This is a genomic window from Aquimarina spongiae (genome assembly GCF_900141785.1).
GTDB lineage: Bacteria > Bacteroidota > Bacteroidia > Flavobacteriales > Flavobacteriaceae > Aquimarina > Aquimarina spongiae.
The window spans coordinates 1-15,753 of record NZ_FQYP01000004.1 but is presented as its reverse complement, the minus strand read 5'-3'; the positions used below and the strand labels follow the sequence as shown (position 1 = coordinate 15,753).

7 protein-coding genes are annotated in these 15,753 nt (G+C 37.1%); 6 read left to right on the top strand and 1 reads right to left on the bottom strand.

The window, feature by feature from the left end; all coding sequences use genetic code 11:
* Positions 1 to 20 precede the first annotated feature (20 nt).
* Genes BUE24_RS09805 through BUE24_RS09785 form a run of 5 tightly spaced genes read left to right on the top strand, consistent with a single transcriptional unit; the run spans position 21 to position 10,631 of the window.
* Positions 21 to 2,441 (top strand): ABC transporter permease, encoded by a 2,421-nt coding sequence (locus BUE24_RS09805; RefSeq protein WP_073315844.1) that lies wholly within the window; start codon positions 21 to 23, stop codon positions 2,439 to 2,441.
* A 25-nt stretch (positions 2,442 to 2,466) separates the two neighbouring features.
* Positions 2,467 to 4,977, top strand: coding sequence for an ABC transporter permease (locus tag BUE24_RS09800; RefSeq protein WP_073315843.1), 2,511 nt, complete (start codon positions 2,467 to 2,469; stop codon positions 4,975 to 4,977).
* A gap of 21 nt (positions 4,978 to 4,998) precedes the next feature.
* Positions 4,999 to 7,509 (top strand): ABC transporter permease, encoded by a 2,511-nt coding sequence (locus BUE24_RS09795; RefSeq protein WP_073315842.1) that lies wholly within the window; start codon positions 4,999 to 5,001, stop codon positions 7,507 to 7,509.
* A gap of 21 nt (positions 7,510 to 7,530) precedes the next feature.
* Entirely contained in the window at positions 7,531 to 9,945 is a 2,415-nt protein-coding gene (locus BUE24_RS09790; protein WP_073315841.1) for an ABC transporter permease, read from the top strand.
* A 23-nt stretch (positions 9,946 to 9,968) separates the two neighbouring features.
* Complete coding sequence (locus tag BUE24_RS09785) at positions 9,969 to 10,631, top strand: ABC transporter ATP-binding protein (protein ID WP_073315840.1); 663 nt, start codon at positions 9,969 to 9,971, stop codon at positions 10,629 to 10,631.
* Between the two features lie 51 nt (positions 10,632 to 10,682).
* On the opposite strand, the gene BUE24_RS09780 is transcribed toward BUE24_RS09785, so the two are convergent.
* Complete coding sequence (locus BUE24_RS09780; protein ID WP_073315839.1) at positions 10,683 to 12,194, bottom strand: carboxypeptidase-like regulatory domain-containing protein; 1,512 nt, start codon at positions 12,192 to 12,194, stop codon at positions 10,683 to 10,685.
* A 719-nt stretch (positions 12,195 to 12,913) separates the two neighbouring features.
* Here BUE24_RS09780 and BUE24_RS09775 point away from each other — a divergent pair.
* The coding region (locus BUE24_RS09775; protein ID WP_244548138.1) for a DUF6443 domain-containing protein at positions 12,914 to 15,753 on the top strand (2,840 nt) is incomplete at its 3' end.

Here is a 15,753-nt window from a genome sequence, read left to right as displayed (position 1 = left end):
TAGAAAAATTAGAATGTACCATGTATACCTTATATTTTAAAATAGCATTGAGATATCTTTTGAAGAATAAATTGTATTCTTTCATTAATATAGCAGGTTTAGCCATTGGGGTTGCTTCATTTATTCTTTTGATGGTCTATATAAGATATGAACATAGTTATGACCGTTTTGATGGTTCTGAAAATGTTTATCGGGCCTATATGGATTATCTTGAAGGAGATACCTATGTGGCTGGGGATGCACAAACGTATAACCAGGTAGGTCCTACATTAAAAAAGGAGTTTCAGGAGGTTGAGGATTACGTGCGATTCTATAGATTGGGAAAAACAACTTTAAAAAACCAGCATCACATTCTTGAAATAAGTGATGGTTGTGTTGCAGACCCTACTTATTTCGATATTTTTAGTCAGAACCTAACGTATGGAGATACTCGTACTGCGTTAACAGAACCAAATACTATAGTACTCACGGCTTCGTTAGCCCAAACACTTTTTGGAGATCAGAATCCTATTGGGAAGACGCTACAGTTTTTTCAGGGTTCTTCTACTTTGGTAAAGGTTACTGGTGTGCTTCCAGATTTGGATCAAAACTCACATTTCAAAATTGGATATTTGATCTCTTATAGCACTCTTCCTAACCTAGAGGCTGTTGGGGATAATATTAAACGACCCAATTGGAATAACAATACGTTCTTTACTTATTTAAAAATTGATGAAAAAGCGGATGCCACTCTTTTACAAAAAAAGATTGTAGATCGAGGTATGACCGAAGTACAAGATGAGCGTATGAATATCGAACCTATAGAAGATATTCATTTATATTCTAATAAACCTTATGAAGCAGAGGCAAATGGTAGCATTACCCGTATCAAATTTCTTACAGCCATTGCATTTATCATATTGATTCTTTCTTGGCTGAATTACATCAATCTTTCTACCACCAAGTCTTTAGAAAGAGCTAAAGAAATAGGAATCAGAAAAGTAGCCGGGGCACAAAAACAACAGCTTATTGTACAGTCATTGTTGGAGTCGTTTATGCTCAATATAGCGGCAATTATTATTGCCATAATTATAGCAACGCTCATATTACCAATCTATAACGAATTTACAGGAAAAACACTGCGTTTTGAGATTGATATCATACAAAAGCTACTTCCTATTTTGGGGATTATTTTGCTAGGTATGATGTTAGCAGGGTTATATCCTGCTATTGTGCTAAGTCGCTATACGCCTTCAAAAGCGTTAAAAGGGAAGGTGCGTACTTCTGCTCAGGGATTACATATTAGAAAAGCCCTGATTATTACTCAGTTTTTGGCGACCATCATACTGCTTATAGGAACTATCGTAGTCACCAAGCAAATTAATTTTATCAATGATCAACCCATAGGTTCTGATTTGAATAATGTATTGGCCATACAAGGTGAAATCCTAACCAACAAATCCGATTCTTTATTGCGAGCTGATTTCTCGGTGTTATCTCAAGAACTTAAACAAAACTCCATAGTACTCAGTACAGGTTTGTCAAATACATACCCTGGTGACGGATATGATAATCTATCTTCTTTTATGGGGATGACCTATCCCGACGGTACCATAAATGAACAAAAGGTATGGTATACATATGAGGCAAATACGGATTATTTTGAGGTTATGGGCATCGAATTTTTGGCTGGGAAAACGTTCAAGGAAACTCCAAAAGGATATAGTAAAGATATAATTGTCAATGCCGAGTTTGTAAAAGAAGTGGGGATCACTAATGTGGAGGAGGCATTACATAAAAAAGTAAAGTTTTGGGGTCGTGATTGGAATATTGTTGGGATTATCAAAGACTATCATCATTTTGGGGTAAAAAATCCGGTAGAACCCATGGTGTTGCGATATACACCAACACGGGATGTACTATTGGTAAAATTGAATCCAAGTGTTACTTCAGTTTCTGGATACAATACTGCGCTAAATGAATTGCAAAAAACCTGGTCTTCAGTATTTCCTTCGAGTACATTTAATTATACATTTTTGGATAAGAAATTTCAAAAACAGTACGAAGAAGACAACAAATTTAGGGATGCGTTCAAAATTTTCACAGCCTTAGCCATATTTATTGCAGCATTAGGTCTGTTCGGTTTGACTTCGTATACCTGTATACAACGAAAAAAAGAAATAGGTATCCGTAAAGTTAATGGAGCCACTATTTTCAAAATACTAAAACTACTCAATATCGATTTTATCAAATGGGTAGGCGTAGCCTTTTTTATAGCTGTGCCCATATCCTGGTATGCAATGAATGCCTGGTTGCAAAACTTTGCCATCAAAACCAGTTTGAACTGGTGGATCTTTGGGTTGGCAGGAATTATTGCACTGGGTATCACATTACTTACCGTAAGCTGGCAAAGTTTTGCTGCGGCAAGTGCAAATCCTGTAGATGCGCTACGAGATGAATAAAAAAATCAATCAAAAAACGTAAATCATGCTTAAAAATTATTTCAAGATTATCTGGAGGAATTTGATAAGAGAAAAGCAATTTACTTTTCTAAACATATTAGGACTTACCATTGGTATTACCAGTTGCTTTATGATAGGTCTGTATGTATATAGCGAAACGAACTATGATACCTTTCATGAAAATGGAGATCGTATTTATAGAGTGAATCAATCCTATATATGGGGAGATTGGAATAAGCAATATGCATCTACCGGTCCTAATGTAGCAGAAGCACTAAAAGCAGATGCTCCAGAGTTCGAAAAGATAACTCGTATGCTGGATGCAGGTGCTCAAACCATGAGACGAAAAAGCGAAAATCAGGATAGAGACCTCTTTAAAGAAGAGAAAGCCTTTTTGGCTGAAGAAAATTTCTTTGAGGTGTTTTCTTTTCGGTTTAAAGAAGGAGATATTCAGACTGCACTCAAAGAACCTATGAGTATGGTTATTACCGAAGAAATGGCGCAACGCTATTTTGGAAATGAAGATGCGCTGGGGAAGCAACTCGAGGTAAGAGAATCCAATGATCAATGGAGTACATTTACGGTAACTGCAGTATTAGAGAATTTACCCAACAATTCTCATTTAGAGTTTGATGTGTTGATGTCACTATCAACTATCCAAAATAGATTGGATCGGCAAAATTGGTTGTGGGCCTGGACAGGTTTTGCTACTTACGGGCTGATAAAAGAAGGAACTAATGTTGAGGTGCTCGAGGAGAAGATTCAGGCGATCCCTCCAAAATGGGCAGCACTTACTACACAAAGATTGTTTAATCAGTCTTATGAAGCGTTTACCGCTGAGAATGAATGGAGATTATACCTTCAACCTTTACGAGGTATTTACCTTTCAAACGATCCCAAGAGTCATCTTTTTGGTCCTACCGGTAAGCCACAGTTCGTAAAACTATTCATAGCTATAGGGATTTTGATCCTTTTCTTGTCGAGTATTAACTTCATGAATCTATCTACAGCTCGATCTTCCAAAAGAGCAAAAGAAGTAGGGATTCGAAAAGTACTTGGGTCTGAAAGAACGAGATTAATCAAACAATTTATACTGGAATCTACCCTTTTTGTAACGGTAAGTACAATTTTTGCGCTTGTGTTGGTACAACTTTTCTTGGGTGTATTTAATGCGATAGCCGATAAGAACTTGTCCATGCTACCAGTGTTAGGCAATCCTATTTGTATCACACTTATTGTATTGTTTATCCTTGTATTAGGAATTTTGTCAGGGAGTTATCCTGCATTTTACCTATCCGCATTTCGTCCGATAGAAACCTTAAAAGGAAAGATGTCTTCGGTATTCAAAGGAAAGAACTTAAGAAATGGGTTAGTAGTATTTCAATTTACAGTTTCGATCGCATTGATCATTTTTGCCTTCTTTGTTCAAAAACAATTGTCGTATACCTCGTCTTTGGATCTTGGATTGCTAAAAGATAATGTATTGCAGATTCACAATTTTGAGCAGTTAGAAGGGCAAGGAGAGACACTGAAAGAAAAACTAAAAGCAAATCCAGCATTTACACACGTAGGGATGTCTTATGGTATCCCTCCTAATGTAACTTCTGGGGATAAATACAGAGCGTTTGGACCAGAAAATCCAGCCTTGCATTTTGACGATGTACGAACCGAAGGAGACTTTTTGGACCTTTTGGGAGTAGAGTTTTTGGCAGGTAGGAACTTTGATCCTTTAAGAGAAGCCGATAAATACGGAGTAGTTTTGAATGAGGAAGCGGTAAAGATGTTTGGTTGGGGGAATAAAGAAAACTATCATAACGATTCTCCAGTTGGAAAATATGTAGCCATGACTAATGAAAACGCCAGTAAGATGGAGGTATTGGGAGTGGTCAAGGATTTTAACTTCAGTTCTACCAAAGAAAAAATAGGGCCATTGGTTATCCTTCATAAGGATAATGATTGGGTTTGGAATTATGGTCGAGGGCGTACCTATTTGGCCGCGCGAATTAATCCACAGACCGTTAGCAATACCGGAGAACTACAAGGTGTTATTGATGATATTCAACAAGAAATGAAAAAGATGGATGCCTCAGTTTTGTTTGAATATAGCTTTTTGGATCAGGAATTCGAAAATACATTTAGAACAGAACAACAAATGGCTACGATACTAAACATTTTTACTGTTTTAGCATTAATTATTGCCTGTTTAGGATTGTTTGGTCTTGCAGCATTTTCTGCAGAACAGCGTGTTAAAGAATTAGGTATACGAAAAGTACTAGGAGCCAAAGTATCAGAGTTGGCCATGTTATTTTCTTCAGAGTTTACCAAGCTCATTATAATCTCGGTGGTGTTGGCTTCACCTTTGGCCTATTTTCTGGTCAAAGAATGGCTCAAAGACTTCGCATATAGCACACCTATAGAATTTTGGGTGTTTGCTACAGCGGCATTAAGTGCAATTGTGATTACCATAGTTACGGTAAGTTTTCAAACCATGAAAATTGCAATGGCGAATCCTGTAGATAGTTTACGAACCGAATAATCAAATTTAAGTAGCATAATTATGATTAAGAATTATTTCAAAATAGCCTGGAGAAATGCCCTACGACAAAAACAATTTAGCATTCTCAATATTATTGGATTAAGCATTGGTATTTGTACTTGTTTTATCATTGGGCTTTATGTGCATAGTGAGTTGACTTATGATACTTTTCATGAAAAAGGAGATCGTATCTATAGAATAAATCAACCTGACATTTGGGGAGATTGGGGAGAACAAGTATCAAGTACCGGCCCTAATGTTGCCGTTGCTTTACGCGAGGATGCACCAGAGTTTGAAGAGGTAACCAGGCTATTGAATAGAGGATCTCAAGTTCTTCGTGTTCTGGATGGTACTGAAAGTAATGTGTATAATGAGGATTTTTACTATGCTGCGGAAGACAATTTCTTCGATGTTTTTTCCTTTCCGTGGATTAAAGGAAACAAAGCAACCGCTTTGAGCGAACCCATGAGTATGATACTGTCTGAAGAAAAGGCCAAAACTTACTTTGGGGATCAAAACCCAATAGGAAAGACTGTAGAAGTAAAAGATTGGGAAGGTCATTGGCAAACCTATACGGTAAAAGGGATTATCGAAAATGTTCCTTATAAATCCCATTTTCAGTTTGATGTTTTGGTTTCTCTAAGCAGTTTTTCAGAACAAATGAAAAGAGATGGATGGAAATGGATATGGACAGCCTTTGGTACTTATGGTTTGGTAAAAGAAGGGACAGATATAACTGCTCTAACTAATAAAATTCAGGCGATACCACCAAAATGGGCACCACCAACTACAGAACGTATTTTTAATCAAACGTTTGAAGAGTTCACAAAAGGCTATTCTTGGAAATTGGAGTTACAACCTCTTAGAGAAGTTTACCGATCAGGAGCACCGAATTTCCATACTTTTGGTCCCACGGGAAACCCTATGTATGTCAAAATTTTTGGAGCAATTGGGATATTGGTATTAGTGCTGTCCAGTATTAATTTCATGAATCTATCTACGGCCAGATCGTCAAAAAGAGCCAAAGAGATTGGGGTTAGAAAAGTATTGGGGTCTCAAAAAACAGCACTAATTAAGCAGTTTATTCTAGAATCTACATTGTTCGTTTTTTTGGGGACTTTGATCGCATTATTATTGGTGCAGTTGTTCTTAGGAGTATTTAATACCGTAGCCAATACCAAACTGGAATTGTCTTCATATCTAGGTAATCCTTTATTTCTTGTAATTATAGGGGTATTTATTTTGGTATTAGGAATTGTTTCCGGGAGCTATCCAGCTTTCTATCTTTCTGCATTTCGTCCAGCTGAAACTCTTAAAAGTAAGATAAGTAGTAAATTTAAAGGTAAGGGGATTAGAAATGCCTTGGTCATATTTCAGTTTACCATTTCTATTGCTTTGGTAATATGTACGTTTTTTGTTCAGAAACAGTTAAAGTATGCATCCTCACTTGATATTGGTTTTGATCGAGATCATATTCTTCAAATTCATAACATAGAACAACTTGGATTTGATACGGAGTCTCTTAAAACAAAACTACAATCAAACCCAGCTTTTGATAAGGTGGGAAAATCCTTTGGTTTGCCACCCGATATTTGGAGTGGAGATCGCTATAAAAACATTGGAGGAAACAGTGATGTGGTTCAACTTAGAAATGTAAGAACGGAAGAAGATTATTTGGATCTTTTGGGAGTAGAGTTTATAGCAGGAAGAAATTTTGATATTTCTGCAAGACCTAATGATAAGTACAAAGTGGTTCTTAATGAAGAAGCTGTTAAAGCATTAGGATGGGGGACCAGAGATGCTTATGAAAATGAATCTCCGGTAGGGAAAATATTGGCATTGGCCTCTGGCAATGAAGATGAGTTCGAAGTAATAGGAGTAGTCAAGAATTTTAATTTTAATAGCATTCGACAAGAAATCGGGCCATTGGTTATTATTCATCATCAAAATGATAAGGTTTGGGATTACGGAGCCGGTTTATCATACTATTCTATGAGACTTCATTCAGAATCCTTCAAAAATAGTGCTGATGTACAGGAAATAATTACCAGTGTACAAGAAGAAATAGCACAGATTGATCCTTCATTTCCTTTTGAATACAGTTTTATGGATCAAGATTTTGAAAACACCTTTGTAGCAGAGCAGCAAATGGGGTTGGTGCTAAACATTTTTACCGTTATGGCATTAATTATTGCCTGTCTTGGTTTATTCGGACTCTCGGCGTTTACGGCAGAACAGCGAGTTAAAGAATTGGGAATAAGAAAGGTTCTTGGAGCAAAAATGTCTGAATTGGTGATTTTGTTTACTTCAGAATTTGCAAAACTCATTATGATTTCAATACTGATAGCCATCCCTATTGCTTATTTTCTGGTGGACGATTGGCTTACAAATTTTGCATATAGAACTTCAATTGATCTTTGGGTGTTTGTACTGGCGGCTTTTATCGCCCTTATAATCTCCATACTAACAGTTAGCTTTCAGGCCCTTAAATCCGCCTTAGTAAATCCTATTGAGAGTTTACGAACAGAATAATTAAATCTAAGTAGCGTAATTATGATTAAGAATTATTTCAAAATAGCCTGGAGAAACTTATTGAAGCATAAGTTGTTTTCTTTCATCAATATCTTTGGTCTAGCAGTTGGATTAGCGACTTGTGTATTGCTTACTTTGTATATCATGGACGAGATGAGTTATGATATACATCACAAAGATGCAGATCAGGTCTATCGTGTCTTTATGGAATCCGCAGGTACAGAATTGGCAACGACTGCAGGTCCGATGGCACAAACGTTACAAGACGAATTTCCAGAAATAGCATTAGCAACAAGAGTACTTAAATTTCCTAATATCGATAAGTTCCTTTTGAAAAATAACAAGGACAATATCAAACTGTACGAAACCAACGGGTATTATGTAGACTCTACTTTTTTTAATGTCTTGACGTATGATTTCAAGTATGGTAGTGCGAGTACTGCGTTAAACCAACCTAATATGGTGGTACTTTCTGAAGACGTAGCTATTAAGTTGTTTGGAGACAAAAATCCGATCAACGAAGTGATCGATATTGAAATTCCCTATGGGGAGACCAAGTACACCGTAGGAGGTGTGTTTCGAAAGGACACTTATAAATCTCATATTAGTGCAAACCTGTTACTTTCTATGAGGAATAATGATGTTGGTACATGGGTAGACAGTCAAGAAGGTATACTAGGGAATAACCTGTTTTACACTTATATTAAACTTAAAAAAGGAAGCGATATAGCCAATTTTGAACAGAAACTACCAGATTTTACACAACGGCACTTAGGAGCACAATTGGCGGAGAGCAACTTTGAAAGAAGCTACTTGACACAACCTTTGAAAGACATTTACCTAAAATCAAATATGCAATGGGAGCTCTCTGCAAATGGGAGTATGACCTACATCTATATTTTTAGTGCTATTGCCGCATTTTTATTACTGATTGCTTGCGTGAACTTTATGAACTTATCTACGGCAAGATCCGAAAAAAGAGCGAGAGAAGTAGGGGTGAGAAAAGTATTGGGAGCCAAGAAAAAAGTACTAATTTTTCAGTTTTTTGGGGAGTCTTTGCTGTTATGTTTGTTAGCATTATTGATTGCATTGGTTTTGGTATGGACACTGATCCCAATTTTTAATACGCTTATCAATAAACAACTCGATCTTTTTGCACACCCAGGAATTTTGTTGATAATTGTTGGATTAACGGTGCTCACTAGTGTACTTTCTGGTCTATACCCTGCGCTATATTTGTCTTCTTTTGCTCCGGTTACCGTACTTAAAGGTGCTTTGGTGAATTCCATCTCTGCAAAATCGATAAGAAAGGGATTGGTTATTTTTCAGTTTACGGTTTCGGCAGCGTTGATATTGGTTTCTGGAATGATTTGGCAGCAAATGAACTTCTTGAAAAATAAAGATTTAGGATTCAAAAAAGAACATCAATTACTAATACCGCTTCGAAGTTCAGAAGTGGCACAAAACTATACTACCTTTAAGACAGAACTTCTTAAAAACCCTAATGTAGTTTCTGCTAGTGCAGGGGATTCTTATCCAGGATTACATGTGATTAGCGACAATGCTTTTTATGCAGAGGATAAAACGGTTCAGGATAATGTGTATACGCGATATGGTCAAGTGGCAGATGACTATATAGAAACATTAGGATATACCCTACTGCATGGTAGGGCATTCTCAAAAAATAGGGCTAATGATTCACTTTCGATTATCCTTAATAAAACAGCGGTCGAACAAATTGGATATACTCCAGAAACTGCGGTAGGTCGTAAAGTATTTTATGGAAATGCAGAAGAAAAAAATCACTTCGAGATTATTGGAGTGATCGAAGATTTCAACTTCAAAAGTCTTCATGAACCTATAGCTCCTTATGCCTTGCTCACTCTGGGGCAGGCAAATCCAAATTATTTTGTAGTTACCCTAAGTCAAGCCAATTTTGCCGCAGCCATAAAAGAAGTGCAAGGACTTTGGGAAAGACTACATCCCAATATTCCATTCGAATATTCATTTTTGGACGAGGATTTTTATCGCAACTATGCAGCAGAACAACGAGTTTCGAAAGTGGTTTTTTGGTTCATGTTTATAGCGATCTTTATTGCCTGTATAGGATTATTTGGATTGGCATCTTTTACTACCGAACAACGTAAAAAAGAAGTAGGAATACGAAGAGTACTGGGAGCATCGGTTTTAGGAATTACATCTTTGCACCTCAAAGACTTTTTGAAGTTAGTATTTACAGCCATGTTGGTGGCAAGTCCTTTGGCGTATTATATCGGAAACAGGTGGTTGGACAATTTTGCATACAAAATTGAAATAAGCTGGGTACATTTTGCGGTCGCTACCTTATTGGCGGTATGCATTGCTGTTTCTACAGTTGGGTTTCATGTAGTAAAGGCTGCTTTATCCAATCCAACAAAGAGTTTACGAACAGAATAAATAGAATATAAAATTTTACAAATATGCTTTTACAACTCAATAACATATCAAAATGGGTACATTCTGGTGGCCAAAAGGTATATCTATTAAAAGATATCAGCTTTTGGGTAAACGAAGGTGATTTCATCTCGATTATGGGGCCATCAGGATCAGGAAAATCAACATTACTCCATATACTGGGGATGATCGATGACTTTAATGAAGGAGAGTATACTTTTCTAGACGAATCCGTTCATAATTTAAAGGAGAAATATCGTGCCAATTTGTATAAACAATATATCGGATTTGTGTTTCAATCCTATCATTTGATAGATGAACTTACCGTAAAAGAAAACCTGGAAATGCCGTTGTTGTACAAAAAGTACAGTGGTTCAGAACGCAAAGCCATGGTTGCCGATATGTTGGATCGTTTTAATATTGTAGGTAAAAAAGATCTTTTTCCTACCCAATTAAGTGGAGGACAACAGCAATTGGTGGGGATTGCCCGAGCGTTGATCGCCAGCCCAAAATTGATATTGGCAGACGAACCTACAGGGAATTTAAATTCAAAACAAGGAGAAGAGATTATGGATATTTTTACCCAACTCAATAAAGAGGGGGTAACTATTATCCAGGTGACCCATTCTGAAAAAAATATGGCTTATGGATCAAGAGTGATCAACTTATTAGATGGTAGCATCCAATAACATCAAAAAGTTCCTTCCTGAATAAAGCAGGAAGGAACTGTAAAATGATGATTATTCACTATCTGGTGAAGCAGTAAACTGTTTGATCGCAGAGTTAGGCTCAATGATGTTATAACCTTTCCAAAATTCTGGATCATAGCTAGATAGATATTGTGGTTTTATTTTGTTGTTTTCTTTACTATTTTCATAATCAGCTTCGCTTAGTTTTTCAGAATCAAAAACTACAATTTCGTATTTACGCTTATAGGTATTTACGGCATCGATACCAAGTGAGAGTTCATTTTGCTTACGTCTACCTTTTACGTTTTTGTTTTTTTCGATCACTTTAAGCGGTCTATCGAACCCAAAGAAACCACCTCGATACATTTCCATATATTTTAGATCGTATTTGTTGTTAGCACCCTTGGTGAATCCCATTTTTGCGCGATATAGATTATCCTGATACTGCACACCAAATAGCTTGAAGTTTCTAAGATTTTTGGCGTTTTGATAGTCGGCTCGAACAATGGCAAAGTCTTCGGTGTTTACATACAATGTCCCTTTAAAATCTTCGTTGCGTTTGGGTTCGAACTTAATGATGTATACACTGTGATCATCGATATAGGTATAGTCTATCAATTCAAATTCGTATCTCCCTGATTTATTAATAAAGTTAGACATTACCCCATCGTTAAAAAATAGGCTCGACATCAAACTTTCCAGACCTTGCTTTCTGTATTTTAGGAATTTACTCTTATCTTCTTTTTTGTCTTGTTTGTCCATTTCATCCTTTACGGCTTGGGCATCTTCAGTTTGTTCTAAGATAGAATCTACCTGTACTTTGGTGCCAAATAATCCAGACTTAATTTTTAAATATGAATCGCGTTTTACATTTTCTTTAAAAATGGTTTCCATACGTTTGGACATGGCATCTAGGGATACAGTCTTATTCTTGTCGTACAATTCTGCCGCTTTGGTGATATGTAATTTTTGCTTGTCGAAATCTCCATATAGATCACATAGGATTTCGGTGTAATAAGAAGATTCTCTAGGGATCAATGATACCACACTATCGATCAATTTTTTGTTTAATTCTTTGATGGTAGATTTTTTGAAATCTACATTCATTCTTTTAAGCGTATTAAACTCAGATTCTCTAAAGAATAGTCTCTTTTTGGACAGCTCGGTGTTGTAGTTCTCACTAATTCTATCCTTCACGTTATCCATGATTTCGTCGATAGTAAGGTTTTTATTTGAAATAAATACACTTTTTAACTCAATCGCCTTTGGAGGAAGATAGATGATACTATCGGTATCTTTTGAGATGGCGATGGCTAATTTCTCATACCCCATTGAAGAGATATAAATAGAATCTACATCTTTTAGTGTTTCATCAATAGTAAGGCTGAAACGTCCTTCTTCGTTGGTGATGATTCCCTGATTTTCTGAAAGCTGCACAGTAGCAAAGGGTACGGGTTCATTTGTTTTTTGATCCAAAACTTTAGAACTAATCGTTTGCCCTATTACGAGATAGGAACCGAAAAATAAGCAGTAAGAAAGTAAAATTGCTTGACGAAATATCATAGTGTCAAAATTTGTTGATTAAAAGTCTTATTAGCTAAGACGTAATTTCTATCAAAAAGGTTGCCAGAACCATAAAGAAGACTTTTTTGAAAGGAAATTGTTACACACTTTTTACCAAAAAAGAAACAGCCACTTTGTAGCGGCTGTCTTTAGGGGTATGACGATATGTAGTCTTGGGACTCAATATGTTAGGGTTGGTCTTATGTTTCTTTTTAGAGGCACCTCCTGGTTGCTTACTTTATGTTTCACAAAACAAAACCGTTTTTTATTTCTATGGTATAAAAGTAGCCCATCCATTGTTGATAAACCGTTGGTTTGAGATGAAGCCCCGTTTGCTGTCGACGAATGGTAGGATTACTGTAGATGAAACAAAATGCATTTGATACAGATATCTGTAAGGATATCAAAAAGGGAACTTCTAGTTTTGCTTTGAGGTTTTGATGAGTAAGGGAAAAATCATCAAAACTTTAACACATTAGTGTGGTACAGTTTCAAAATATGAAACTGGCGTATAGTACTATTGCATCAAAATATATAAAGATCTATTACAATTATTTGTGTTTAGATTGTGAATCACGAGGGATAAGTTTTATTAGGAGTAGGCACCAAAAGAGAAAAATTCTCTTCTTATCCCTTTCTGATTCAATTACTATTGGAGAAAACAAATATCATTTCAAAAACAAATTGTAAGGAATTTTAAAGGTATGCAAAACAAGATAATGATGCTTGTATTCCTATTACTTATGGGATACAGTGCAGCGGCACAATTAACTGACGAGCCTATTGGTGGTGGCGGTACCACTAAGTATTATTATGATGGGGATAGGGATGGATATGGTAATCCTAACTCTGCATATGTCACTACTCCTACAACCAATTATGTGCCTAATAACACGGATTGTAATGATGGTAGTGCAGTGATCAATCCTACTACCAGGTGGTATTATGATGGTGATGGCGATGGTAGAGGACGCACCAGCCCTATGAAGATCCAGTGTACTAAACCTGCCAATTATGTACTACATAAAGATGATAGAGACGATAACAATCAGTATATCACTCATATTGCTCCCAGGAACTATTATAGAGATGGAGATCGAGATGGTTTTGGAAATCCTAGTATTAAGTATTATCGCAGTGCTCCTCCTAGTGATGGGTATACTTATGTGACCAATGGGAATGATTGTAATGATGGTAATGCATCGATTAATCCCAACAAGGTTTGGTATCGTGATTGGGATAGAGATGGTCGAGGTAATGCGACTGTTACCACACAGAGTTGTACACAACCGTCGGGTTATGTAGCTAACAATGATGACATCAATGATGGTAATGAGTTTATCACCAATATTCCACCACGATACTTTTACATCGATGGGGATTTGGATACTTTTGGCTCTCCAGCTGCAGCAACTAGAGTGTATCATAGTGTTCGTCCAAGTGGTTATGTGACCAATAATCTGGATTGTGATGATGGAGAAGGCGATATCAACCCCAATACGGTTTGGTATAAGGATGGAGATGGAGATAGTAGAGGAACCTCTTCGATTACTAAAACCCAGTGTGATCGTCCTTTGGGTTATGTACTAACCAGTGATGATTTAGATGATAGTAATGAGTTTATTACTCACATTGCACCAAAGCACTACTATAGAGATGCAGACAATGATACTTATGGTAATCCTGTGTTTCACTATTATCGTAGTGCCCCTCCAGCAGATGGGTATGCTTATGTAACTAACGATGATGATTATAATGATAGTGATGAGTACATTACCAATATCGCTCCCCAAAACTTTTACAGAGACGCTGATAATGACACTTTTGGAGATCCAAACATCAGATATACCCGTAGTGCACCGCCACAAGATGGATATAGCTATGTTACTAACCTGAATGACTATGATGATAGCACCGAGTTTATCACCAATATTGCACCGAAGAATTTTTATAGAGATGTAGATACAGACACTTTTGGAGATCCAAATGCTCTATTTTATCGCAGTGCTGCTCCAAGTGATGGCTATAGTTATGTTCTAAATGGAGATGATTGTAATGATAACAATCCTAATATCCACCCCAATACCGTATGGTATAGGGATGGGGACAATGATGGATTTGGTGATCCTAGTGATACCCAAACGGGATGTACTCCACCTACAGGCTATGTGACTGACAACACAGATCAGTGTCCTGGGGTATATGGAGAGGAGATGGGATGTGTAGACACCCCACATATTCTTAGCTTATCAGATACCGAGAGTTATATGTTTACCCGTACCTACCAAACCGCCATGAGTTCTCCTAGTGAGATACAGGTGAATAAGGATGTGATCGAGACAGTGACGTATTTTGATGGATTAGGAAGACCCAAACAACAAACGGCGATCAAAGGTTCTCCTACTCAAAAAGACATCATCACTCATATGGAGTATGATGAGGTGGGTAGACAAGCCAAAGAGTACTTACCTTTTGCTAAGGCAAACCAAGGTAGTTATACTGCGGTAAATATCACTACAGATATCAACCAGTATTATCTGGATACCTATACAGCAGACTTTGCAGGGATCACTAACCCAACACAGGTAAATGCCTATAGTGAGACAATCTTTGAGGATTCTCCATTAAACAGAGCATTAGAACAAGGAGCACCAGGTAAGGACTGGAAGGTAGATCCAAATAGTGATACTGATCATACCATCAAGTTTGATTGGAGACACAACACAGCCAACGAAGTAGTACGTTTTGATGTAGACTTTACCAACAACGATACCGAAGCTCCGGTATTATCACAAAACGGATACTATGCAGCTAATGAGTTGTATGTAAGTATCACCAAGGATGAGAACTGGACACAGGCGGATGGCGATAACCATACCACTAGAGAATATAAAGACAAACAGGGGAGAGTAGTATTAAAACGAACATTTGCTTCGACAAGCTCAGCTACAGCAGAAGCACATGATACCTATTATGTCTATGATGATTTTGGGAATCTCTCATATGTACTACCACCCAAGGTGACTGTAGCCAATGGCGTAAGTCAGAGTGAGCTCGCCGAACTCTGTTACCAATACAAATACGATTACAGAAACCGATTGGTTGAAAAGAAGATCCCTGGCAAAGGATGGGAGTATATTGTGTACAACAAACTGGATCAACCGGTCATGACTCAGGATGCGAATCTAAGGAGTAAAAACCAATGGTTGTTTACCAAATATGACAGACATGGTCGTGTTGCGTATACGGGATTGATTGGTAATAGTAGTGGCCGTATCCCTATGCAAGAATCTGCAGATAACACGGTTGTGTACACCCAACATGAAAGCAAACAAAGCAGTGCACAAACTATAGCGGGTACCACGATATATTATAGTAACAATGCCATCCCACAAGGGATTGCAGAAATCCATACGATCAATTATTATGATGATTACAATTTTGATCGTCATGGTATGGACAAGCCAGCAACTGTATACGGGGTAACGACTACAGATCAAGTAAGAAGTTTACCTACAGGGACCAAGGTAAGAGTATTGGATACCAATAACTGGATTAC

Bases quoted from the DNA above. Each gene is read 5' to 3' on its own strand.
- BUE24_RS09790 (WP_073315841.1), top strand. From the start codon at position 7,531: ATGATTAAGAATTATTTCAAAATAGCCTGGAGAAACTTATTGAAGCAT.
- BUE24_RS09785 (WP_073315840.1), top strand. From the start codon at position 9,969: ATGCTTTTACAACTCAATAACATATCAAAATGGGTACATTCTGGTGGC.
- BUE24_RS09780 (WP_073315839.1), bottom strand. From the start codon at position 12,194: ATGATATTTCGTCAAGCAATTTTACTTTCTTACTGCTTATTTTTCGGT.
- BUE24_RS09800 (WP_073315843.1), top strand. From the start codon at position 2,467: ATGCTTAAAAATTATTTCAAGATTATCTGGAGGAATTTGATAAGAGAA.
- BUE24_RS09795 (WP_073315842.1), top strand. From the start codon at position 4,999: ATGATTAAGAATTATTTCAAAATAGCCTGGAGAAATGCCCTACGACAA.
- BUE24_RS09805 (WP_073315844.1), top strand. From the start codon at position 21: ATGTATACCTTATATTTTAAAATAGCATTGAGATATCTTTTGAAGAAT.